Source organism: Superficieibacter sp. BNK-5, assembly GCF_047456055.1.
GTDB lineage: Bacteria > Pseudomonadota > Gammaproteobacteria > Enterobacterales > Enterobacteriaceae > Superficieibacter.
Genome location: NZ_CP179893.1, coordinates 4,098,941 through 4,118,959 on the forward strand (window position 1 = coordinate 4,098,941; position 20,019 = coordinate 4,118,959).

Below are 20,019 nucleotides of genomic sequence, written 5' to 3' on the forward strand. Positions count from 1 at the left end.
ATCATTCAATTTTCATATTTTAGTCTTACGTTTATAGGAGAAGTACAATGGAGATTACCCTTCTTCAGATTGTGCTGGTGTTTATCGTAGCGTGTATCGCGGGTATGGAGTCGATACTCGATGAGTTTCAGTTCCACCGTCCGCTGGTCGCCTGTACTCTCGTCGGTATCGTTCTTGGTGATATGAAAACCGGTATTATTATCGGTGGTACGCTGGAAATGATCGCCCTGGGCTGGATGAACATCGGTGCTGCGGTTGCACCTGATGCGGCGCTGGCGTCTATCATTTCGACCATTCTGGTTATTGCTGGTCATCAGGGTATCGGTGCGGGTATCGCGCTGGCCATCCCGCTGGCGGCGGCAGGCCAGGTTCTGACTATTATCGTTCGTACCATCACCGTTGCATTCCAGCACGCTGCAGATAAGGCGGCGGAAAACGGCAACCTGACGGCACTCTCCTGGATCCACGTTTCTTCCCTGTTCCTGCAGGCGATGCGTATCGCCATCCCGGCGGTTATCGTAGCGGTTTCTGTCGGGACCAGTGAAGTCCAGAACATGCTGAACGCCATTCCAGAAGTGGTCACCAGCGGTCTGAACATCGCCGGTGGTATGATCGTGGTCGTTGGTTATGCGATGGTCATCAACATGATGCGCGCAGGCTACCTGATGCCGTTCTTCTATCTGGGCTTTGTCACTGCGGCCTTTACCAACTTTAACCTGGTTGCGCTTGGTGTTATCGGCGCGGTGATGGCAGTGCTGTACATCCAGCTCAGCCCGAAATACAACCGTTCCGCAGCAGCCCCGGTTCAGGCGGCTGGTGCAAACGATCTTGATAATGAACTGGACTAACAGGTGAGCGAAATGGTTGATATCACTAAAACTACCACCGAGAAAAAACTGACTCCGGGTGATATTCGTGGCGTGTTCCTTCGTTCTAACCTGTTCCAGGGTTCATGGAACTTCGAACGTATGCAGGCGCTGGGCTTCTGTTTCTCCATGGTACCGGCCATCAAACGCCTGTATCCGGAAAACAACGATGCACGTAAACAGGCTATCAAACGTCACCTGGAATTCTTTAACACCCATCCTTACGTTGCTGCTCCGGTGCTGGGCGTAACGCTGGCGATGGAAGAGCAGCGTGCTAATGGCGCAGAGATCGACGATGGTGCCATCAACGGTATCAAAGTCGGTCTGATGGGGCCGCTGGCAGGCGTAGGCGACCCGATCTTCTGGGGTACCGTTCGTCCGGTGTTTGCCGCGCTGGGTGCGGGTATCGCGATGAGCGGTAGCCTGCTTGGGCCATTGCTGTTCTTCATTCTGTTTAACGTGGTACGTTTAGCGACCCGTTATTACGGCGTAGCTTATGGCTACCGTAAAGGTATCGATATCGTTAAGGATATGGGCGGCGGCTTCCTGCAGAAACTGACTGAGGGGGCGTCAATCCTCGGCCTGTTTGTTATGGGGGCACTGGTTAACAAGTGGACACACGTGAATATTCCGCTCGTGGTATCGCGGATCACGGACCAGACTGGTAAAGAGAACGTTACCACGGTACAGACAATCCTTGATCAGCTGATGCCAGGTCTGGTGCCTCTGCTGTTGACCTTTGCCTGTATGTGGCTGCTGCGTAAGAAAGTCAATCCGCTGTGGATCATCGTTGGCTTCTTCGTTATCGGTATCGCCGGTTATGCTGTTGGCCTGCTGGGTCTGTAATTAAGTATTAAGCAGCCGGGGCACTGCCCCGGCTTTTTTTTGAGGAAAATAAATGACCCTGACCGATATCGTGCTGGTCGTGTTTATCGCCCTGCTGCTGGGATTTGCCCTCTACGATCAGTTCATCATGCCTCGCCGCAACGGCCCCACCCTCCTCGCCGTGCCGCTGCTGCGCCGTAGCCGCATCGACGGTATTATTTTTGTCGGTTTAATTGTCATCCTTATCTACAACAACGTGAATGCACATGGCGCAATTATAACCACATGGTTATTAAGTGCGCTGGCATTAATGGGTCTGTATCTGTTCTGGATCCGCATGCCGAAAGTCATTTTCAAAAAAGCGGGCTTTTTCTTTACCAATGCATGGATAGAATATAACCGCATTAAAGAGATGAATTTATCCGAGGATGGTGTGCTGGTGATCCAGCTGGAGCAACGCCGCCTGCTGGTAAGGGTACGAAATATAGACGATCTGGAAAAAATATATAAATTACTCGTTACAAATTAACAGGTTATATTTATAGCCGCTGCTATATTTTCTTCACGCTGATGTTCCTGAATATAGCCACGGCTATATTACCTGTGTAATACGCTTATATTTATTAACGTTTTATTTACCCATAAAACTAAATGAAAATCGTTATCAACTAGATAGCGAAATAATCATTCTTTGTTATTGTCTGATATTAATTAAATATGTTAAGGTTGCGCCCGTCATTGGGGAGTAGCCGATTTCCATATTCCCGGAAATGTACGTGTCAACATACTCGTTGAAAAACGTGGCGCGTACGGTTCGCAACACTGCGTTCAGGCGAGACCATAGGCGCATCAACCGCTGTTTGCTGGGGGTGGTGGTGTGTTTAATGGATCCCGGTCAGGACGCTTTTATGAATTTATCCGCTACCGTTCTTCTTGCCCTCGGCATGTCGATGGATGCTTTCGCTGCCTCTATCGGAAAAGGTGCCACCCTCCATAAACCTAAATTTTCTGAAGCTCTGCGAACTGGCCTTATCTTTGGTGCCGTTGAAACGCTGACGCCGCTGATTGGCTGGGCGCTGGGTATGCTGGCGACCCAGTTTGTGCTGGAGTGGAATCACTGGATCGCCTTTTTCCTGCTGCTGTTTTTAGGCTGCCGTATGGTATTTGAAGGCTTTCGCGGGAATGAGGAAGAGGAAGCCCCGCCGCACCGTCACGGTTTCTGGCTGCTGGTGACCACCGCCATTGCCACCAGTCTGGATGCGATGGCCATCGGCGTAGGTTTGGCGTTCCTGCAGGTCAACATTATCGCTACCGCGCTGGCGATTGGCTGTGCAACGCTGGTTATGTCCACTACCGGTATGATGATCGGTCGCTTTATTGGCCCGCTACTGGGCAAACGGGCTGAAATTCTCGGAGGTATTGTGCTGATTGGTATCGGCATCCAGATCCTCTGGAGCCATTACGCCGGGTAACTCTCCCGCTGCCAGCAATGGATGCTGAAATCCGTCTGGCAGCGAAACGCCGACTGCGCCTTTAACGTTTCCCACACCTGCGGCTTTGCCCGCCACGCGAAAGGTGTCATTTGCAGCAGTGCCACCGCTTCAGCGCCATTGAGCGTCATGTCATAACCCAGCGTGTCATGCTGACGCAGCACAAACCCGGCAAGCTGCTCATTCGACAGTTCATGCAGATGGACCTGATCGTAAATCAGCCCCTTTAATTCCATAAGATGTCGCGGTCCCGGCGTTACCGTTATCACCCAGCCGCCCGGCTTAACCACCCGCGCCAGCTCCTGCGGATTACATGGCGCATAAATACGAATAATGACATCCATACTCTGCGCGGTAAACGGCAGTCGCTGGCTGGATGCGACGCAAAAATTCACCTGCGGATAGCGTTTTGCCGCCGGACGGATCGCCGCTTTTGCCACGTCCAGCCCCCACGTTTCGCCGGCAATATTGGCAAACGCATGGGTGTAATAGCCTTCGCCACAACCGATATCCAGCAGCGCTGCCGGTTCCAGTACGCGCAGCTTTTCCACCAGCGCATCGCGTAGCGGCTGGTAGTGCCCGGCATCCAGGAAGGTGCGGCGCGCCTGCATCATATCCGCACTGTCACCCGGATCGCGTGAACGTTTATGCTGTACCGGCAGCAGGTTAACGTATCCCTCTTTTGCCCGGTCAAACTGATGCCGCTGCGGGCAAAGATAGCTGTTTTCATGCCGGGTCAGGGGGGCATGGCAAAGCGGGCAACTGTAGGACATAACGACTCCGGGAAAAATTGAAGGGCGAAAGTGTAACGCTTATCGCCCCGTGAGGAAATCATTACAGTGTGGGAGTCTCCGCTGGCGAGGTATGCATCACCAGAAGATTTTTTGAATCGGCAGGCATGCCATCCGGCATCACGTTTTCCAGACGCAATACATCACCCATAATCTGACTGAAAACGGGTGCGGACACGGCCCCGCCATAATATTTGCCATTTTGTGGATCGTTAATCACTACCACCAGCGCATAGCGAGGGTGGCTGGCAGGCGCAACGCCCGCCGTGTACGCGACGTATTTATCAACGTACTTGCCGTCATCACCAATTTTTTTCGCCGTCCCGGTCTTCACCGCCACGCGATAGTCACGCACCGCCGCTTTGATCCCGCCTCCACCAGGCAGCGCCACGCTTTCCATCATGTGCTCAACCTGATGGACAATTGCTTCCGGCATCACCCGCTTGCCGATTACCGGCGGATCGATACGGGTGATCGATAACGGCTTCTCAAGACCGAAACTGCCAATGGTCGCATAAACATGCGCCAGTTGTAGCGGCGTCACCATCAGGCCGTAACCAAATGAAAAGGTCGCCCGGTCGAGTAAACCCCAGTATCGACGCTGTGGCAGCAGCCCGCTGCTTTCCCCTGTCAGGCCAAGCCCTGTCGGTTCACCAAAGCCAAAGCCCTTATACGTATCCAGCAGATGCTGTACGGGCATGGCCAGCGAAAGCCGGGAAACGCCGGTATCACTCGATTTTTGCAAAATACCGGTCAATGTCAGTTCCGGGTAGTAGCCCACGTCACGAATGCGATGACCGTCCAGGGTATAAGGATGGGTATCTACCACGCTGTCGGGTTGCACAATTCCCTGCTGAAGTGCGGTCATGATCACCAGCGGTTTTACCGTCGAGCCAGGCTCAAAGGTATCGCTAATCGCCCGGTTGCGAAAATCATCCAGCGTCGCATTTTCCCGGTTATTCGGATTAAAGTCCGGGTAGCTCGCCATTGAGAGGATCTCCCCGGTATCAATCTTAATTAATACCGCCGCCCCCGACTGCGCCTTATTCCACCGGACGGCATTATCAAGCGCATCCTCTGTCACCGTTTGCAGACGTTCATCAATGCTGAGCTGAATATTGTGAGCCGGCACCGGCGTGACGTCGGTAAGATTTTCAATCACCTGCCCGTGACGATCGCGGCGCACCAGCCGTGCGCCCGCCTTGCCCGTTAGCTGAGCGTTAAAGCTTTTTTCCACACCTTCAATGCCCTGACCATCAATGTTGGTAAACCCAATCAGATTCGCCGCCACGTGACCCGCAGGATAAAAGCGTCGGGATTCATCGCGCAGATTAATGCCCGGCAGATTCAGTTTGCCAACCCATTTTGCCTGCTGCGGATCGACCTGACGTGCCAGGTAAAGGAAACGCGAGCGCGGATGTTCATTGATACGCTGTGCAAGCGTATCTAAGGGCATGTGTAACAGGTTTGCCAGCGCCTGCCAGCGTGCATCCGTTCCCGGACCGCCTTTTTGCAGTAGCGTAAAGGGATCGGCCCAGATGGCACTGACCGGGACGCTGACGGCCAGCGGCCTTCCATTACGATCTTCAATCATTCCGCGCGGTGCCGCTGACGGAATTTCACGCAGCGAACGCATATCTTCTTGCTGAACCAGTTTATCCGGCTCTACGATTTGCAACCAGCCGACACGCACCAGCAGAACGGTCAGACAGCCTAAAATCGCAACGCACACCAGGCCAAAACGCAGTGCAGTGAAATGATTACCCGAATTAATGCTTTTATTCTGCACGCTGACTCCATTCGTTCATTACAAGGCTATGATCGGGCAGGAGAATACCTTGTACGCTGGGTCAGCGGTGAGAATTATGATGTCGTTTTGCAACAAACCACGACGAGGAGAGGCGTACTGTAACACTTTGAAAAAATGTCGTAAAAAAGCCCCGCGCTGGCGAGGCTTTAAAGCTGATAGTGATGCGCCTGCGCGCGACAAGATCAGTGGTTTTAAATTCAGATTGCGGTTACGTTTACAGCAGCCGGGCCTTTCTGACCGTCCTGAATTTCGAACTCAACGTTCTGGCCTTCAGCCAGAGTTTTGAAGCCGTTACCCTGGATGGCAGAGAAGTGTACAAACACGTCTTTGCTGCCGTCAGCAGGCGTAATGAAACCAAAACCTTTAGATTCGTTGAACCACTTAACTTGACCTTTGATCTTCGCCATTTGCAAAATTCCTTAGAGAGTTTTCTTCGCCCGGAGGCTCTAACATGGATAAACCTGAGACATTACATTACTGCATGAGGCACTAATAAAAGGTTCGGCAGAGAAGCGGTATTCAACGCAAGGTGTTTACTCAGGACTTCTTTACTGAAAATGCCACACATAAACAGAACTGTACCTCGTTTAACCTGAAGGTGTTATCACATACAACGTAAATTATGGCAAGCCATTTTTAAACGGGTATCGATCCATCGCACATATTTATTAGTTCTTTTTTCACCAACCCGCATTTTATGCGCTTTTTTGGGTAGCCAGCGTTGTACTACCCTCTCCTTCTGGCGGCACGCCGAAGAAGGCGGAGCGGGGTTTTGCACGGTAGTACACTAAATTCCAACGGTAAAGGCCGCCATTGCCTCTTACAACGTTTATCAGCAACTTAGATGATTTTGTGCATAGTTATGCGTAAAAAGTCATAGACAGCAAATAGCGCTGGCATACTTGTTAGCCACAATAGCGAAAATTTAATCAATGCGTAATGTTAATTAAATACATTTATAGTGTGCACCAAAATAATGAAGCGCGGAAAGTATTGCATCATTGGAAGGCAATAAAAACGTTTCGATGAAGATAAGCTCTTTCTTAAAGAGATAATGGCACCAGGATTTTAGGTTTATACAGCCCCGGCAGAGCAGGGATTATAATGTCGTTTTAATTGGCAGGTTTATCCGCAGCAGAGACAGGCTATTTGCACCGATAGCGTGCAGGGGGACCGGCAACGATAACGCATCGCTGCCGGAGAGTGCGGCTTATCGCTCTGCGACCAGACGAATGAAATCCTCCTCTGCCGCTTCAGGCTTTTCAGGCTGCGCAACGGCTTCAGGCTTTTCAGGTTCGTTAGCTTCACAAAGACGGCGTAGCAACGCATTCTGCCGTTTTTGCTGATCGAGTAGTGCTTCCAGCAGCTCTATTTGCTCGCTGGTACGAGAACTTGCCCGGTTAACAAAAAACCACAGCACCAGACCGACAGCAAGTATGACCAGAGAAACCACCAGTGAGGCCAGATTAAGCGCCCCGGTACTCATTAAATCATTCATTTCACCACCTCAAAGGAAACACGCTATCTTACCACTCGCGGCGGGGAAGGAAATCACTGATGAAAAAAATGCTTACCAGGGAATGAATTTGTTTACCGCACAAATGCCGCTGAAAAACTGTACGTCCTGATCGCACAGAATATTGAGCAACTGGGTCCAGATGAGCAAACCGAGAACGATTGCCCCTACCAGCAGCACCCACCTAAATTTTTTCACTCCTGACTCCAGATCATCACTCCAGGCGACCAGGTTAACATGCATATCTTAAACAGGGCGTTAACTGCATGTGTATCACCTTCTTTAAAGAATTATCGTCTTGCACCAGGAAACCAGACCGGTAAGCTGGCGTCAACGAGAAAAGTACAAAAGGAGTCCTCATGCGGCTTATCATACGCATTATCCTGTTACTGGCGCTGGTGTGGATTGGTTTACTGCTCAGCGGTTACGGCGTGTTAATTGGCAGCAACGTTAACGCGGCGGGGATGGGTCTGCAGTGTCAGTATTTAACCGCCCGCGGCACCAGCACCGCCCAGTACGTTCACTCGGATAGCGGCATTATCGGGATGACGCATTGTCCGCTGCTACGTAAAAGTGAGACGGTAATAGCGCAGTAATTTTCACCTGCGTCACGCCGCCACTGGCGGCGTGACGGGCATCAGAATGGATAGGCGTTGTAGCCCATTTGTTCTGAAATCTTCCGTGCCGCCATGTGCAGCATGGCCACATACTCGTGCAGACGTTCTTCAGAGAAACGCAGCGTCGGAAACGAGATACTCAAACCGGCAATCACCACGCCAAAACGGTCGAAGACCGGTACCCCAATGCAGCGCAGCCCTTCTTCCTGCTCTTCGTTATCTTCACCAAAGCCCTGCTCTCTCACCTGGTCGAGCATCGGCAGCAACGCTTCCGTGCTGGTGATCGTGCGTTCGGTGCTGCGTTTATACTCAACACCTTCCAGGATCTGCACGACTTCATCACGATCGCGCCACGCCAGCAGCACTTTGCCTATCGCGGTGCTGTAGAGCGGGTTGCGACGGCCAATGCGTGAATACATACGCAGGTTGTACATGGAGTCGATTTTATGAATGTAGACAATACTGTCCTCATCCAGCGCGCCAAGATGAATGGTCTCTTTCGTCAGACGCGACAGTTCGCGCATCTGGATATCCGCACTGCGAATTAAATCGACGTTTTGCAGCGCGCGTGCGCCCAGTTCGAAAAGTTTTAGGGTCAGCGAGTATTTCTCGGACTCCCCTTCCTGAGCGACATATCCCAGTGATTTCATGGTTTGTAAAAAGCGATAAACGGTGCTTTTCGACATCATGACGCGCTGCGACAGCTCGGTAATGCCAATTTCACGCTCTTCACCAAGCGCCTGCAGGATGCCAAAAACCTTCAATACTGAAGAGACAGAATCTGGCTGCTTGTCCAAATCTGCGAGTGCCATTTATCACCTCTGGGGTTTGTTTTATAAAAATCAGAACGAGTTTTTATTATAAATTCGTGCACCACTGGCCGCAACGGTTGTTCGGCTACTTCCTTACAATTCTGCGAACTAACGTTGAATTATCAGTGCTAAAATTATGTCCTGAATAATAATTTTCTCACCTTATCGTTTTACACTATGGATAAAACCTTTTCTGAGGGTCTGCCCGTTGCTCAACGCTACGGGGCAATTGTCACCATTATTCTCGGCATCGCCATGGCCGTGCTGGATGGTGCCATCGCCAACGTGGCGCTGCCCACCATCGCAGGCGATCTCAATGCGTCACCCGCCGCCTCTATCTGGATAGTCAATGCCTATCAAATTGCGATTGTTGTCTCGCTATTATCACTGGCATTTCTTGGCGATATGTTCGGCTACCGGCGTATTTATAAAATCGGGCTGGTAATTTTCACCTTTTCGTCACTGGCGTGTGCGCTGTCTGACTCGCTGTTAACGTTGACGCTGGCCCGTGTTGCGCAGGGTTTTGGCGGCGCGGCGTTGATGAGTGTTAATACCGCCCTGATCCGCCTTATTTACCCTCCGCATCAGTTGGGGCGCGGTATGGGGATTAACTCTTTTGTGGTCGCCGTATCGTCAGCCGCCAGCCCGACCATCGCCGCAGGTATTCTCTCCGTCGCGTCCTGGAAGTGGTTATTTTTAATCAATGTCCCGCTCGGCGTGATTTCCCTGCTGCTGGCCCTGCGTTTTTTGCCACCCAATAGCGCACGTAGCAGCACCCCGCGTTTTGACTTACCGAGCGCGGTGATGAACGCCCTGACGTTTGGCTTGTTGATCGCTGCCCTGAGCGGCTTTGCACAGGGGCAGTCGAAAGAACTGATCATGGTTGAGGTCGCGGTGATGCTGGTCGCGGGCTTTTTCTTTGTCCGTCGACAGCTTCATCTGCCGGTGCCACTGCTGCCAATCGATCTGCTGCGCATTCCGATTTTTTCCTTGTCCATTTGCACCTCTATTTGCTCGTTCTGCGCGCAAATGCTGGCCCTGGTTTCTCTGCCTTTTTTCCTGCAATCCATTTTGGGCCGCAGCGAAGTGGAAACCGGGCTGCTGCTGACGCCGTGGCCGCTGGCAACGATGGTAATGGCGCCGCTGGCTGGCTATCTCATTGAAAAAGTCCACGCGGGTTTGCTCGGGGCGCTGGGTCTGATCGTGATGGCCTGCGGGTTGTTTGGTCTGGCACTATTGCCTTCCTCACCCTCTGACTGGAATATCATCTGGCCGATGATCCTGTGCGGTGCCGGTTTTGGCCTGTTCCAGTCGCCTAACAACCACACCATTGTCTCTGCCGCCCCGCGTCAGCGCAGCGGTGGTGCCAGCGGAATGTTAGGTACGGCACGCCTGCTGGGACAGAGCATCGGTGCCGCGCTGGTTGCGTTAATGTTTAATTTGTCCGGCAACGCTGGTACGCATACTTCGCTGCTGCTGGCCGGAACCCTGGCAACGGTGGCTGCCATCGTCAGCGGTTTACGCATTACCCAGCCACGGGCGCAGGCATAAAAAAGCCTGGCCGTGTTGTTACGGCCAGGCTTTACCATTGGAAAAATTACTTCAGATATTCGCCGTTACGCAGCGCTTCAATTCGTTTATCCAGGGGCGGGTGCGTCATAAACAATTCGCTCAACGATTTGGATTTGCCGTTGATACAGAACGCCATCATGCTGCTCGCTTCCTGCGGCTCATAGCTGGTTTTCAGCCGCTGCAAGGCAGCAATCATTTTTTCACGTCCCACCAGACGCGCCGATCCGGCATCAGCATGAAACTCACGGTGGCGCGAGAACCACATCGTGATCAGGCTGGCGAGAATACCGAACAACAATTCCAGCACCATTGCCACTGCGAAGTAGATCAGCGGATTGCCGTTGTTCCCTTCGCCTTCATCGCGGTTGCCACCGAGGAAACCGGCTGCAATCTGGGCGAGGATACGGGAGATAAAGATCACGAAGGTATTCACTACCCCCTGAATCAGGGTCATCGTCACCATATCACCGTTAGCAATGTGGCTGATTTCATGGGCGATGACGGCTTCCGCTTCGTCGCGGCTCATGTTCTGCAACAATCCGGTACTGACCGCCACCAGCGAGGCGTCACGACGCGCACCGGTGGCAAAGGCGTTAATATCCGGCGCATGGTAGACCGCTACCTGCGGCATAGCGATACCGGCCTGGTTTGCCTGACTTGAAACGGTCTTCATCAGCCAGCGCTCAGTTTCGTTGCGTGGCTGCTCAATGACTTCACCCCCGACGGATTTGAGGGCCATCCATTTCGACATCAGCAGCGAAACGATCGAACCACCAAAACCAAACAGCAGCGCCATGATTAACAGGCCGGTCATACTGCTCGACTGAATTCCCGTCAGGCTTAGCACCAGCCCAAACACAACCATCACTGCCAGGTTGGTCATCAGGAAAAGCGCGATTCGCATCATAATATTTTTTAACCTCAGTTTAACAAAACGCACTATGCGATACCCATATCGTATGGGTATTACGGCTATTTTCAAGCAAAGCACAACGCTAAGTCACGAGAATCACGCAACTTTACACTTTGAAGGGGATTTCTTACGTCAGGCAAGATATGTAAAAAAACAGGCACAATTTCTTGTGCCTTAGATTGGTGACGAACCTGGTTTTGCTATTCTGGATGCTGTTTTGCTGGGTAACAGCTATGCCTTCCTCGGCCTACGAAAGTCACCAATGTTAACGCTCTATTCGCAATCTCCAGGCCTGTGCAAGCGCAGCGCCGCCAGGCATCATTCTGCGGTATGACGTTGTCCGTCTTGCAGCATTTTTGATTGTTGAGTTAAATTTTTTATTAATTAGGCATGCACATATAAAGATGGGAATACATATATTTGGGTAATATATGTATTTTAAATAACACATTCTGCCTAACTACATTGAACATTATAGATACACAATAATTCATTAATAGTTCTTTAGTTTCTATAGCGGTTATTCAGGAAAGAGTCCATTATCATGATATCTTTAATTTAGAGGAATACCAATTGATAAGTTGCACATTTCGCCTTAATGGTGGAAAAATGTCCACATTAAGCTGCCCCGGATTAGGATTTTTTTTGGCTTATTCAGGAAACGCTGGTCCAAACAGAAACAATCCGGATGCTGCAAGTATTAAAAACGTTGGTCCGTTGCCACCAGGACGCTACTATATTGTTTCACGCGAACCTGGGCCATTTGGCTCCCGGCTTAAAACGTTTGCAAAATCTATGGCATCGGGTTCAGATCATACGGTATGGTTCGCGCTCTACAGAGATGACAATAAAATTGATGATATTACATTCTACAAAAATACCGAGCGAGGAAACTTCAGGCTTCATCCGGCAGGCTGGAGAGGTATCAGCAATGGCTGCATTACCTTGCCCAACGTTGATGACTATATGACACTTTATAGAGCTCTGTTATCCACGACAACAATGCGGATCAGTTCATTTACCGCTTTTGGTACCATACAGGTGTATTAAATGAAACCCTTTCATTTTGTTTTATTCTGGACCTACAGCTTTATAACTTTTTTAATATTACTTTTTTTGCTATACATGTTCTCTCCGGAGTTATTTCTCTTTAATTGGTTTACCGAAAAGATCCGCTTTATTCCAGAAGAAAACTGGAATGAGATTTATGGATATGGTAGTTTTGCTTTCTGTTATTTTTTGAACTGTATCGTCGTTTGGTTAACAGTAAAAATTAAAATCACTAAAAAAATGAAGCCAGAGGTGAGGACAAAGCAACGTTCCTGATAATTTGAAAGGGGATCTTAAATATCTTACCCTATGGCAAAAAGAAAGCACCGAACGTAAATTGTTCGGTGCTTATCGTTATTTGCTTTTCGCGGGTTGGGCCGCAGGCTGCTCTTTTTCCAGATGGGCGAGATCGAGCGCGATATGCACCGTCTCATCAAGATACGGATCCGGCTCCTGATAATCCTTCGGCAGATCGTCGAGTTTCTTCAGCAGCGGTTTACCTTCGCGTTTGAAGCGATCGTTAATCCGCGCCAGACGGGTGGCATCATCTTCGGCATTCTCTTTTTCACGCTGGGCGTAGTTCAGAGAAACCGAGTTCCGCTTATCCTTCAGCGCATTAAAACGCGCGATGTCTTTGATGATGTACTGGAACTCGTGATCCTCAGCGATACGCGCATTGTGATCTTTCAGCAATTCAGGACCAAATGGCGTGAGATCGCCTGACTTCACGAAGGTGGCCGCGTTAATGCTGTCCCACGGAAGCGCATTATCTTCAAACTTCTCACCGGTTTCCGTCTCTTCCGTGCCGGTCGGCATGAGAATATCCGGCGTGACACCTTTACGTTGGGTACTGCCGCCGTTCACGCGGTAGAACTTCTGGATGGTGTACTGCACGGAACCCAGCGCGGGCCATTCAGGACGCAGCATCTGATCGTAAATACGGTTCAGGGAGCGGTACTGTTGAACGGTGCCTTTACCAAAAGTTGGCTCGCCAACAATCAATGCCCGGCCATAGTCCTGCATCGCGGCGGCAAAGATTTCAGACGCCGAGGCGCTGAAGCGATCGACCATTACCACCAGCGGACCTTTGTAATAGACCACGCCGTCGGTGTCACTGTCTTCACGCACCTTACCGTTGTTGTCACGCACCTGCACCACCGGGCCGGATGGAATAAACAGACCGGAGAGCGATACCGCCTCGGTCAACGCCCCGCCGCCGTTAGTACGCAGATCGATGATCACACTGCTGACGTTCTGTTTTTCCAGCTTCTGCAGTTGAACCTTGACGTCATCCGTCAGGCCGACATAGAAGCCCGGAATATCCAGCACGCCGACTTTCTCTTTACCGACGTTTTTCACCGACATCTTGACCGCGCGGTCTTCGAGACGAATGCGTTCACGAGTCAGGGTGACAATGCGCGTTTTGGTCCCTTTACCGGCAGGCAATACTTCGAGGCGAACCTTGCTGCCCTTTGGCCCTTTGATCAGCGCCACCACGTCATCCAGACGCCAGCCGATAACATCGACCATGCTCTGTCCGACCTGTCCCACACCGACAATGCGATCGCCGACAGCAATAGCTTTACTCTTCGCCGCCGGGCCACCCGCGACCATCGAATTGATCACGGTGTAATCATCATCCATCTGCAATACCGCGCCAATCCCTTCGAGCGACAAGCTCATTTCGGTATTGAACTGTTCGGTATTACGCGGTGACAAATAGTTAGTGTGCGGATCAATCTCATGGGCAAACGCGGTCATCGCCAGTGAGAAAACATCTTCGCTATTGGATTGCGCCAGACGACGGATCGCGAATTTATAGCGACGGTTCAGCGTCTCGCGGATCTCTTTATCCGTCTTGCCGGTCAGCTTCAGGCTCAGCTCGTCATACTTAACTTTACCATCCCACAGGGCGTTCAGTTCGGCTTCATCTTTCGGCCATGGGGACTTGCTACGATCAAGGTTAAACGTATCGTTGCCGGTAAAATCCATCGGACGTTCCAGCACTTTTAATGCGTACTGATAACGTTCGAAACGTCGCTGTTGCCCAAGATTGTATAGCGCGTAAAAAACGTCCAGTTTACCGGAACGCAGTTCGTCGCCGAGGGTCGTTTTTTTATCGGCAAACTTTTCTACGTCGCTGGCTAACAGGACGTTATGGCTGTAGTCGAGCAGGTTCAGATAGCGATCGAAGATTTTGGCGGAAAAAGCCTTATCCAGATCGAACTGGCGATAATGCGAGCGCGTAAAGCGCGAGGTGACGCGCTCACTTACCGTGGAGTGCTGAACTTCTTCCTTAAGAACCGGAATTTGATCGGCACGGGTGATCTCGTCCACCGCAAAAGCATGGCCTGCCGCTAAAAACATGCCTGCGATTGCAGTGAGCTTAAAAAATGTGTTCATGCCAGGCCTGGCCTCCGTTTCAGAACACCAGGTGTTCTGCGCGTACAATCATTGACATACCAGACGTCAGCTGTACTCGAACGCCATCTTTGGTGATTTCCAGGATGGTGGCATCCATGGCGTTATTCCCTGCCTTCACCTTCAGCGACTGGCCTACGGACAACGTAGACAGATCTGAAACTGGAGTGAGTTTTTCTTCACGAGCCACAGGCTGCGCTTTAGGAGCAGGTTTGGCGGCGCGAGGTTTGCGCTCACCCTCTTCTTTGCGGCGCACCTGAGGACGTGGCTTACGCTCGCGACGCGGTGCATCGGTAGCCTGCTGGCCTTCACCTGCGGCTTCACGTTTCTTCGCCTGCTGCTCAGCACGCTGGGCCTGCACGCGTGCTTTGGCTTCTTCCAGCTGTTGACGAGCGTGAAGCACGTGCTGCTCTTCAAGTTCGCCGCAGGCGTTGCCGTCGAGATCGACACGCGTCGCGCCAGCTTTAATGCCGTACAGATAGCGCCAGCTTGAGGTGTACAGACGCAGGGCAGAACGGAGCTGGGTCTTGCTGAGGCTCATTTCACCTTCAACGCGGGAGACCAGATCCTGAAAAATGCCGATTTTAAGCGGACGCGCTTCCCCTTCAGCACTGAAGCACTGAGGAAAACGTTCGGCCAGAAAAGCGATAACTTCTTTACTGCTATTCAACTTAGGTTGATTTTCCATGAAATTTCCTGATTACAACGGACGTAGCCAACAAGCCCGCAGGCATGAACAGGCGTCATTATAATGACGCTATCGGTAATTGCTACGTTATCCGTTGATTATCCTGCTTTGAGGGCAAAGAATTTTTGATAATCACTGGCAGCAAGCAGCTTCTCAAGATGCCCGACCAGTTCGCTCAGCCCCTGTTCATCCTCGGCGGTGAAGCGCGAGAAGACGGTGCTGTCGATATCCAGAACGCCAATAATCTGATTTTCTACCGTCAGCGGCAGGACAATTTCAGCATTGCTGGCGGAATCGCACGCGATGTGGCCGGCAAAGGCGTGGACATCTTCAACCCGCTGGATGCGGTTTTCAGCAACGGCGGTGCCACACACGCCCCGTCCCACCGGAATACGCACACAGGCAATTTTGCCCTGGAAAGGCCCTAAGACCAGGGTTTCCCCTTCCAGCAAATAAAATCCGGCCCAGTTTACCCCTTCCAGGCGCTCAAAAAGCAGCGCGCTGGTATTGGAAAGAATCGCCAGAAAACTGGTTTCACCTGCCATTAATGCCTTTAAATCACGGTTCAGATCCGCGTAAAATTCTGTTTTGTTCATTATCCAACCATTTGTATTCATCCGGATGTCGGTTCTTCGCCCGACTCTTTGCCCTATAAAATAAGCATTAAATGCGTTTATGCTCAAGGTGAATCCCATTCATGAGTTAATATAGTTTCATATATTCATTCCTGTTCTCACTAAATGGCACTTAAAGCAAACACGATTACACCGACAAAAAAAATTATCGTACATTCGGTTAGCGATCCGCTGCCTCGCGCACATTATCAACGTTGCCCGCAATGCGATACGCTTTTTATGTTGCCGGTGATGAAATCGCACCAGAGCGCGTACTGTCCGCAGTGTGAAGCGAAGATCCGCGACGGCCGCGACTGGTCACTCACCCGCCTGGGGGCGATGGCGATTGCCATGCTGCTGCTCATGCCCTTTGCCTGGAGCGAACCGCTACTACGGGTCTATCTGCTGGGCATTCGTATTGACGCCAACGTGCTTCAGGGGATCTGGCAGATGAAGGAGATGGGCGATCCTATCACGGCGGCGATGGTGCTATTTTGCACCGTTGCCGCGCCGTTGGTGCTGGTCTGCGCTATCGCTTATCTGTGGCTGGGCAACGTACTGGGGATGAATTTGCGCCCGGTACTGCTGATGCTGGACAAACTCAAAGAGTGGGTAATGCTGGATATCTATCTGGTGGGCATTGGCGTGGCGGCGATTAAAGTCCAGGATTACGCCTTTCTGCAACCGGGTATCGGCCTGCTGGCGTTCATTTCACTGATGCTACTGAGTATTTTGACGCTAATTCACCTCAACATTGAGCAGCTTTGGGAGCGTTTTTACCCCACGCGCCCGGCTATCCGCGCGCATGAAAATCTGCGCGTGTGTCTGGGATGTCATTTTACCGGCCTGCCGGACGAACGTGGCCGTTGCCCGCGATGCCATATACCACTGCGCCTGCGTCGCCGTCACAGCCTGCAAAAGTGCTGGGCCGCGTTAATCGCCTCGCTAATCTTTTTGCTGCCTGCTAACCTGCTGCCTATCTCCGTTATTTATCTTAACGGCGGACGTCAGGAGGATACGATTTTCTCAGGCATCCTTTCGCTTGCCAGTAGTAATGTCGCCGTCGCAGCCGTGGTGTTTGTCGCCAGTATCCTGGTGCCCTTTACCAAGGTCATTGTGCTGTTCACACTACTCGTTAGCATTCATTTTAAATGGGCGCATGGGCTGAGGCTACGCATCAATCTTCTGCGCATGGTGATTTGGATCGGCCGTTGGTCGATGCTGGATTTATTTGTTATTTCGCTGACGATGTCGCTTATTAACCGCGACCAGTTACTCGCGTTTACCATGGGGCCAGCTGCGTTTTATTTCGGCGCAGCGGTAATTTTGACTATTCTTGCTGTTGAATGGCTGGACAGCCGCTTACTTTGGGATGCACATGAGTCAGGAAACGCCCGCTTCGACGACTGAAGCGCGAATTAAAACAAAACGGCGTATTTCGCCATTCTGGCTGCTACCGGTGATCGCATTGCTGATCGCTGGCTGGTTAATCTGGAACACGTATGAGGATCGTGGCACTACGGTCACTATCGATTTTATGTCCGCTGACGGCATTGTGGCTGGCCGAACCCCAGTGCGCTATCAGGGGGTGGAAATCGGTACGGTACAGGAAATTCGCCTGAGTGACGATCTGAAAAAGATTGAAGTCAAAGCCAGCATCAAAAGCGATATGAAAGATGCGCTGCGTAGCGAAACGCAGTTCTGGCTAATTACGCCGAAAGCCTCTCTGGCAGGCGTCTCGGGGCTTGATGCGCTGGTCGGCGGTAACTACATCGGTATGATGCCCGGTAAAGGTGAACCGGAAGACCATTTTACCGCCCTGGATACCCAGCCGAAATATCGCCTGAATAACGGTGAGCTAATGATTCATCTGCACGCACCGGATCTGGGTTCACTGAACAGCGGTTCGCTGGTCTATTTCCGTAAGATCCCGGTGGGCCGGGTCTACGATTATGCCATCAATACCAATAAAGAAGGCGTGACCGTTGATGTTCTGATTGAACGGCGTTTCACTAATCTGGTGAAAAAAGGCAGTCGCTTCTGGAACGTATCGGGCGTTAAAGCGGATGTGGATTTTAGCGGCGCGAACATTCAGCTTGAAAGCCTGGCGGCGCTGGTCAACGGGGCAATTGCCTTCGACTCACCGGAAGGTTCCAAACCGGCAACGCAAAACGATGAATTTGGTCTGTATGAAGATCTGGCGCACAGTCAACGCGGTGTACTGGTCAAGCTCGACCTGCCCAGCGGTAGTGGCCTGAAAGCGGGTTCTACTCGCCTGATGTATCAGGGGCTGGAAGTCGGCGAGCTGAGTAAAATCACGCTTGATCCCGGTGGTGCCGTCAGCGGTGAAATGACCGTTGATCCGAGCGTAGTCAATCTGCTGCGGGAAAAAACGCGCATTGAACTGCGCAGTCCGAAGCTGTCACTGGACAACGCCAGCGTCAGTTCTCTGCTCACCGGCAGCACCTTTGAGCTGGTGCCCGGCGAAGGTAAACCGCGCGATCACTTTGTGGTGCTCCCGGCTAACAAAACGCTATTACAAGAGCCTAACGTGCTGACGCTGACGCTGACTGCGCCGGAAAGTTATGGTATCGATATCGGGCAGCCGCTGATCCTCCACGGCGTGCAGATTGGTCAGGTGCTTGAGCGCAAGCTTTCCGATAAAGGCGTTTCGTTTGCCGTCGCGGTCGATCCGCAGTATCGCGATTTAGTCCACGGCGATAGCAAATTCGTGGTGAACAGCCGCGTTGATGTCAAAGTCGGCCTGGACGGCGTTGAATTTCTGGGTGCCAGCGCCAGCGAGTGGGTCAGCGGTGGCGTGCGCATTTTGCCGGGCAAGAAAGGGGAAATGAAATCCAGCTATCCGCTGTACGCGAATCTGGAAAAAGCGCTGGAAAATAGCCTGAGCGATTTGCCAACCACGACGTTGACCCTTACCGCCAATACGTTACCTGACGTGCAACCCGGATCAGTGGTGTTGTATCGCAAATTTGAAGTGGGCGAAGTTATCACCGTGCGTCCGCGCGCCAACGCCTTTGACATTGAACTTCACGTGAAGCCGGAATATCAAAACCTGCTCACCAAAGACAGCGTCTTCTGGGCGGAAGGCGGCGCGAAAGTGCAGCTCAACGGCAGCGGCCTGACGGTTCAGGCTTCCCCGCTCTCTCGCGCCATTAAAGGAGCGATCAGCTTTGATAATCTGAGCGGCGCGGGCGGCGGGCTGCGTAAAGGCGATAAACGTATTCTCTACGCGTCAGAGAACGAAGCACGCGCGGTGGGTGGACAAATCACGCTGCATGCCTTTGATGCCGGTAAGCTGGCCGCCGGGATGCCAATCCGCTATTTAGGTATTGATATTGGCCAGGTTCAGACGCTGAACCTCATCACCTCGCGCAATGAAGTGCAGGCTAAAGCGGTACTCTATCCGGAATATATGCAAACTTTCGCCAGGGCGGGCACCCGCTTCTCGGTGGTGACACCGCAGATTTCTGCCGGCGGAGTTGAGCATCTGGATACCCTGTTGCAGCCCTATATCAACGTTGAACCGGGTCAGGGCAATGCCCGCCGCGAGTTTGAACTTCAGGAAGCCACGATCACTGATTCACGCTATCTTGATGGACTGAGTCTGGTGGTGGAAGCGCCGGAAGCGGGTTCACTGAATATCGGTACACCGGTGCTGTTCCGTGGTATTGAAGTCGGTACAGTGACCGGAATGACCCTCGGCTCGCTTTCAGACCGCATTATGATCAATCTGCGCATCAGTAAACGCTATCAGCATCTGGTGCGCAATAATTCGGTCTTCTGGCTGGCTTCCGGCTACACCCTGGACTTCGGCATTACCGGCGGCATGGTGAAAACCGGGACCTTCAATCAGTTCATTCGCGGCGGTATTGCTTTTGCGACCCCGCCGGGGACGCCGCTGTCGCCGAAAGCGCAGGAAGGTAAACACTTCCTGTTGCAGGAAAGCGAGCCGAAAGAGTGGCATCAGTGGGGAACAGCCCTGCCGCGTTAACCGTCCCTGCTCCGGCGTACCT

The 20,019-nt window shown here is 51.9% G+C and carries 19 protein-coding genes, 1 pseudogene and 1 riboswitch; of the genes and pseudogenes, 9 read left to right on the top strand and 11 right to left on the bottom strand.

The annotated features are described in order from the left end of the window. The first annotated feature begins 47 nt into the window (after positions 1-47). The 4 genes from manY to mntP all read left to right on the top strand — a co-directional run bounded on the left by manY (position 48) and on the right by mntP (position 3,163). Positions 48-848 carry a PTS mannose transporter subunit IIC gene (manY, locus tag ACMGGS_RS19685; protein WP_414164027.1) on the top strand — a complete coding sequence of 267 codons (801 nt, stop codon included), beginning with the start codon at positions 48-50 and terminating at the stop codon, positions 846-848. Positions 849-860: 12 nt separating this feature from the next. Beyond that, positions 861-1,712: a PTS mannose transporter subunit IID gene (manZ, locus tag ACMGGS_RS19690; RefSeq protein WP_176918843.1), complete on the top strand. Its 852-nt coding sequence runs from the start codon at positions 861-863 to the stop codon at positions 1,710-1,712. Positions 1,713-1,764: 52 nt separating this feature from the next. Beyond that, positions 1,765-2,220, top strand: coding sequence for a DUF986 family protein (locus tag ACMGGS_RS19695; protein ID WP_414164028.1), 456 nt, complete (start codon positions 1,765-1,767; stop codon positions 2,218-2,220). A 199-nt stretch (positions 2,221-2,419) separates the two neighbouring features. Further along, a riboswitch (yybP-ykoY riboswitch) is annotated at positions 2,420-2,598 on the top strand. Position 2,599: 1 nt separating this feature from the next. After that, complete coding sequence (mntP, locus tag ACMGGS_RS19700; protein ID WP_414164029.1) at positions 2,600-3,163, top strand: manganese efflux pump MntP; 564 nt, start codon at positions 2,600-2,602, stop codon at positions 3,161-3,163. Here the strand turns inward: mntP and rlmA are convergent. The 6 genes and pseudogenes from rlmA to mgrB all read right to left on the bottom strand — a co-directional run bounded on the left by rlmA (position 3,151) and on the right by mgrB (position 7,496). Then, positions 3,151-3,954 (bottom strand): 23S rRNA (guanine(745)-N(1))-methyltransferase, encoded by an 804-nt coding sequence (rlmA, locus tag ACMGGS_RS19705; RefSeq protein WP_414164030.1) that lies wholly within the window; start codon positions 3,952-3,954, stop codon positions 3,151-3,153. The two genes, mntP and rlmA, sit on opposite strands and share 13 nt — an antisense overlap. Positions 3,955-4,015: 61 nt before the next feature. Further along, positions 4,016-5,761, bottom strand: coding sequence for a peptidoglycan glycosyltransferase FtsI (ftsI, locus tag ACMGGS_RS19710; RefSeq protein WP_414164031.1), 1,746 nt, complete (start codon positions 5,759-5,761; stop codon positions 4,016-4,018). 218 nt (positions 5,762-5,979) lie between these two features. Beyond that, positions 5,980-6,189 (bottom strand): transcription antiterminator/RNA stability regulator CspE, encoded by a 210-nt coding sequence (gene cspE / locus ACMGGS_RS19715; RefSeq protein ID WP_001062678.1) that lies wholly within the window; start codon positions 6,187-6,189, stop codon positions 5,980-5,982. A gap of 39 nt (positions 6,190-6,228) precedes the next feature. Further along, a pseudogene (locus tag ACMGGS_RS19720) lies at positions 6,229-6,350 on the bottom strand (DUF2627 domain-containing protein). Between the two features lie 642 nt (positions 6,351-6,992). Beyond that, positions 6,993-7,280, bottom strand: a complete 288-nt coding sequence (locus ACMGGS_RS19725; protein ID WP_414164032.1) for a YebO family protein — start codon at positions 7,278-7,280, stop codon at positions 6,993-6,995. A 72-nt stretch (positions 7,281-7,352) separates the two neighbouring features. Then, complete coding sequence (gene mgrB, locus ACMGGS_RS19730) at positions 7,353-7,496, bottom strand: PhoP/PhoQ regulator MgrB (RefSeq protein ID WP_176918849.1); 144 nt, start codon at positions 7,494-7,496, stop codon at positions 7,353-7,355. 161 nt (positions 7,497-7,657) lie between these two features. Between mgrB and ACMGGS_RS19735 the strand changes: the two genes are divergently transcribed. Continuing rightward, complete coding sequence (locus ACMGGS_RS19735; protein ID WP_414164033.1) at positions 7,658-7,894, top strand: YobH family protein; 237 nt, start codon at positions 7,658-7,660, stop codon at positions 7,892-7,894. A gap of 41 nt (positions 7,895-7,935) precedes the next feature. Here the strand turns inward: ACMGGS_RS19735 and kdgR are convergent, their stop codons facing one another. Further along, complete coding sequence (gene kdgR / locus ACMGGS_RS19740; RefSeq protein WP_414164034.1) at positions 7,936-8,727, bottom strand: DNA-binding transcriptional regulator KdgR; 792 nt, start codon at positions 8,725-8,727, stop codon at positions 7,936-7,938. A 177-nt stretch (positions 8,728-8,904) separates the two neighbouring features. On the opposite strand from kdgR, the gene ACMGGS_RS19745 reads away from it, so the two are divergent. Next, on the top strand, positions 8,905-10,278 hold the full coding sequence (locus ACMGGS_RS19745) for an MFS transporter (protein WP_414164035.1): 1,374 nt from the start codon (positions 8,905-8,907) through the stop codon (positions 10,276-10,278). A 46-nt stretch (positions 10,279-10,324) separates the two neighbouring features. Here ACMGGS_RS19745 and htpX read toward each other — a convergent pair whose 3' ends face one another. Then, entirely contained in the window at positions 10,325-11,206 is an 882-nt protein-coding gene (htpX, locus tag ACMGGS_RS19750) for a protease HtpX (RefSeq protein ID WP_414164036.1), read from the bottom strand. Positions 11,207-11,785: 579 nt separating this feature from the next. Here htpX and ACMGGS_RS19755 point away from each other — a divergent pair. After that, positions 11,786-12,262, top strand: coding sequence for a DUF2778 domain-containing protein (locus ACMGGS_RS19755; protein WP_414164037.1), 477 nt, complete (start codon positions 11,786-11,788; stop codon positions 12,260-12,262). Between the two features lie 354 nt (positions 12,263-12,616). Here the strand turns inward: ACMGGS_RS19755 and prc are convergent, their stop codons facing one another. From prc to ACMGGS_RS19770, 3 genes are all read right to left on the bottom strand, one after another. Further along, complete coding sequence (gene prc, locus ACMGGS_RS19760) at positions 12,617-14,665, bottom strand: carboxy terminal-processing peptidase (protein ID WP_414164038.1); 2,049 nt, start codon at positions 14,663-14,665, stop codon at positions 12,617-12,619. A 19-nt stretch (positions 14,666-14,684) separates the two neighbouring features. Continuing rightward, complete coding sequence (proQ, locus tag ACMGGS_RS19765; protein ID WP_176918855.1) at positions 14,685-15,371, bottom strand: RNA chaperone ProQ; 687 nt, start codon at positions 15,369-15,371, stop codon at positions 14,685-14,687. A gap of 98 nt (positions 15,372-15,469) precedes the next feature. Continuing rightward, on the bottom strand, positions 15,470-15,967 hold the full coding sequence (locus ACMGGS_RS19770; RefSeq protein ID WP_414164039.1) for a GAF domain-containing protein: 498 nt from the start codon (positions 15,965-15,967) through the stop codon (positions 15,470-15,472). 144 nt (positions 15,968-16,111) lie between these two features. Here ACMGGS_RS19770 and yebS point away from each other — a divergent pair, with 144 nt between their 5' ends. Next, on the top strand, positions 16,112-17,395 hold the full coding sequence (gene yebS, locus ACMGGS_RS19775; protein ID WP_414164040.1) for a membrane integrity lipid transport subunit YebS: 1,284 nt from the start codon (positions 16,112-16,114) through the stop codon (positions 17,393-17,395). Then, positions 17,364-19,997, top strand: coding sequence for an MlaD family protein (locus ACMGGS_RS19780; RefSeq protein WP_414164041.1), 2,634 nt, complete (start codon positions 17,364-17,366; stop codon positions 19,995-19,997). Before yebS ends, ACMGGS_RS19780 begins: the two co-directional genes overlap by 32 nt. Positions 19,998-20,019 lie beyond the last annotated feature (22 nt).

Excerpts from the sequence above, each read along its gene's own strand:
- manY (WP_414164027.1), top strand. The coding sequence starts at position 48 with ATGGAGATTACCCTTCTTCAGATTGTGCTGGTGTTTATCGTAGCGTGT.
- ACMGGS_RS19695 (WP_414164028.1), top strand. The coding sequence starts at position 1,765 with ATGACCCTGACCGATATCGTGCTGGTCGTGTTTATCGCCCTGCTGCTG.
- ACMGGS_RS19770 (WP_414164039.1), bottom strand. The coding sequence starts at position 15,967 with ATGAACAAAACAGAATTTTACGCGGATCTGAACCGTGATTTAAAGGCA.
- prc (WP_414164038.1), bottom strand. The coding sequence starts at position 14,665 with ATGAACACATTTTTTAAGCTCACTGCAATCGCAGGCATGTTTTTAGCG.
- ACMGGS_RS19725 (WP_414164032.1), bottom strand. The coding sequence starts at position 7,280 with ATGAATGATTTAATGAGTACCGGGGCGCTTAATCTGGCCTCACTGGTG.
- ACMGGS_RS19745 (WP_414164035.1), top strand. The coding sequence starts at position 8,905 with ATGGATAAAACCTTTTCTGAGGGTCTGCCCGTTGCTCAACGCTACGGG.
- cspE (WP_001062678.1), bottom strand. The coding sequence starts at position 6,189 with ATGGCGAAGATCAAAGGTCAAGTTAAGTGGTTCAACGAATCTAAAGGT.
- ACMGGS_RS19780 (WP_414164041.1), top strand. The coding sequence starts at position 17,364 with ATGAGTCAGGAAACGCCCGCTTCGACGACTGAAGCGCGAATTAAAACA.
- proQ (WP_176918855.1), bottom strand. The coding sequence starts at position 15,371 with ATGGAAAATCAACCTAAGTTGAATAGCAGTAAAGAAGTTATCGCTTTT.
- kdgR (WP_414164034.1), bottom strand. The coding sequence starts at position 8,727 with ATGGCACTCGCAGATTTGGACAAGCAGCCAGATTCTGTCTCTTCAGTA.
- yebS (WP_414164040.1), top strand. The coding sequence starts at position 16,112 with ATGGCACTTAAAGCAAACACGATTACACCGACAAAAAAAATTATCGTA.
- rlmA (WP_414164030.1), bottom strand. The coding sequence starts at position 3,954 with ATGTCCTACAGTTGCCCGCTTTGCCATGCCCCCCTGACCCGGCATGAA.
- htpX (WP_414164036.1), bottom strand. The coding sequence starts at position 11,206 with ATGATGCGAATCGCGCTTTTCCTGATGACCAACCTGGCAGTGATGGTT.
- mntP (WP_414164029.1), top strand. The coding sequence starts at position 2,600 with ATGAATTTATCCGCTACCGTTCTTCTTGCCCTCGGCATGTCGATGGAT.
- manZ (WP_176918843.1), top strand. The coding sequence starts at position 861 with ATGGTTGATATCACTAAAACTACCACCGAGAAAAAACTGACTCCGGGT.
- ACMGGS_RS19735 (WP_414164033.1), top strand. The coding sequence starts at position 7,658 with ATGCGGCTTATCATACGCATTATCCTGTTACTGGCGCTGGTGTGGATT.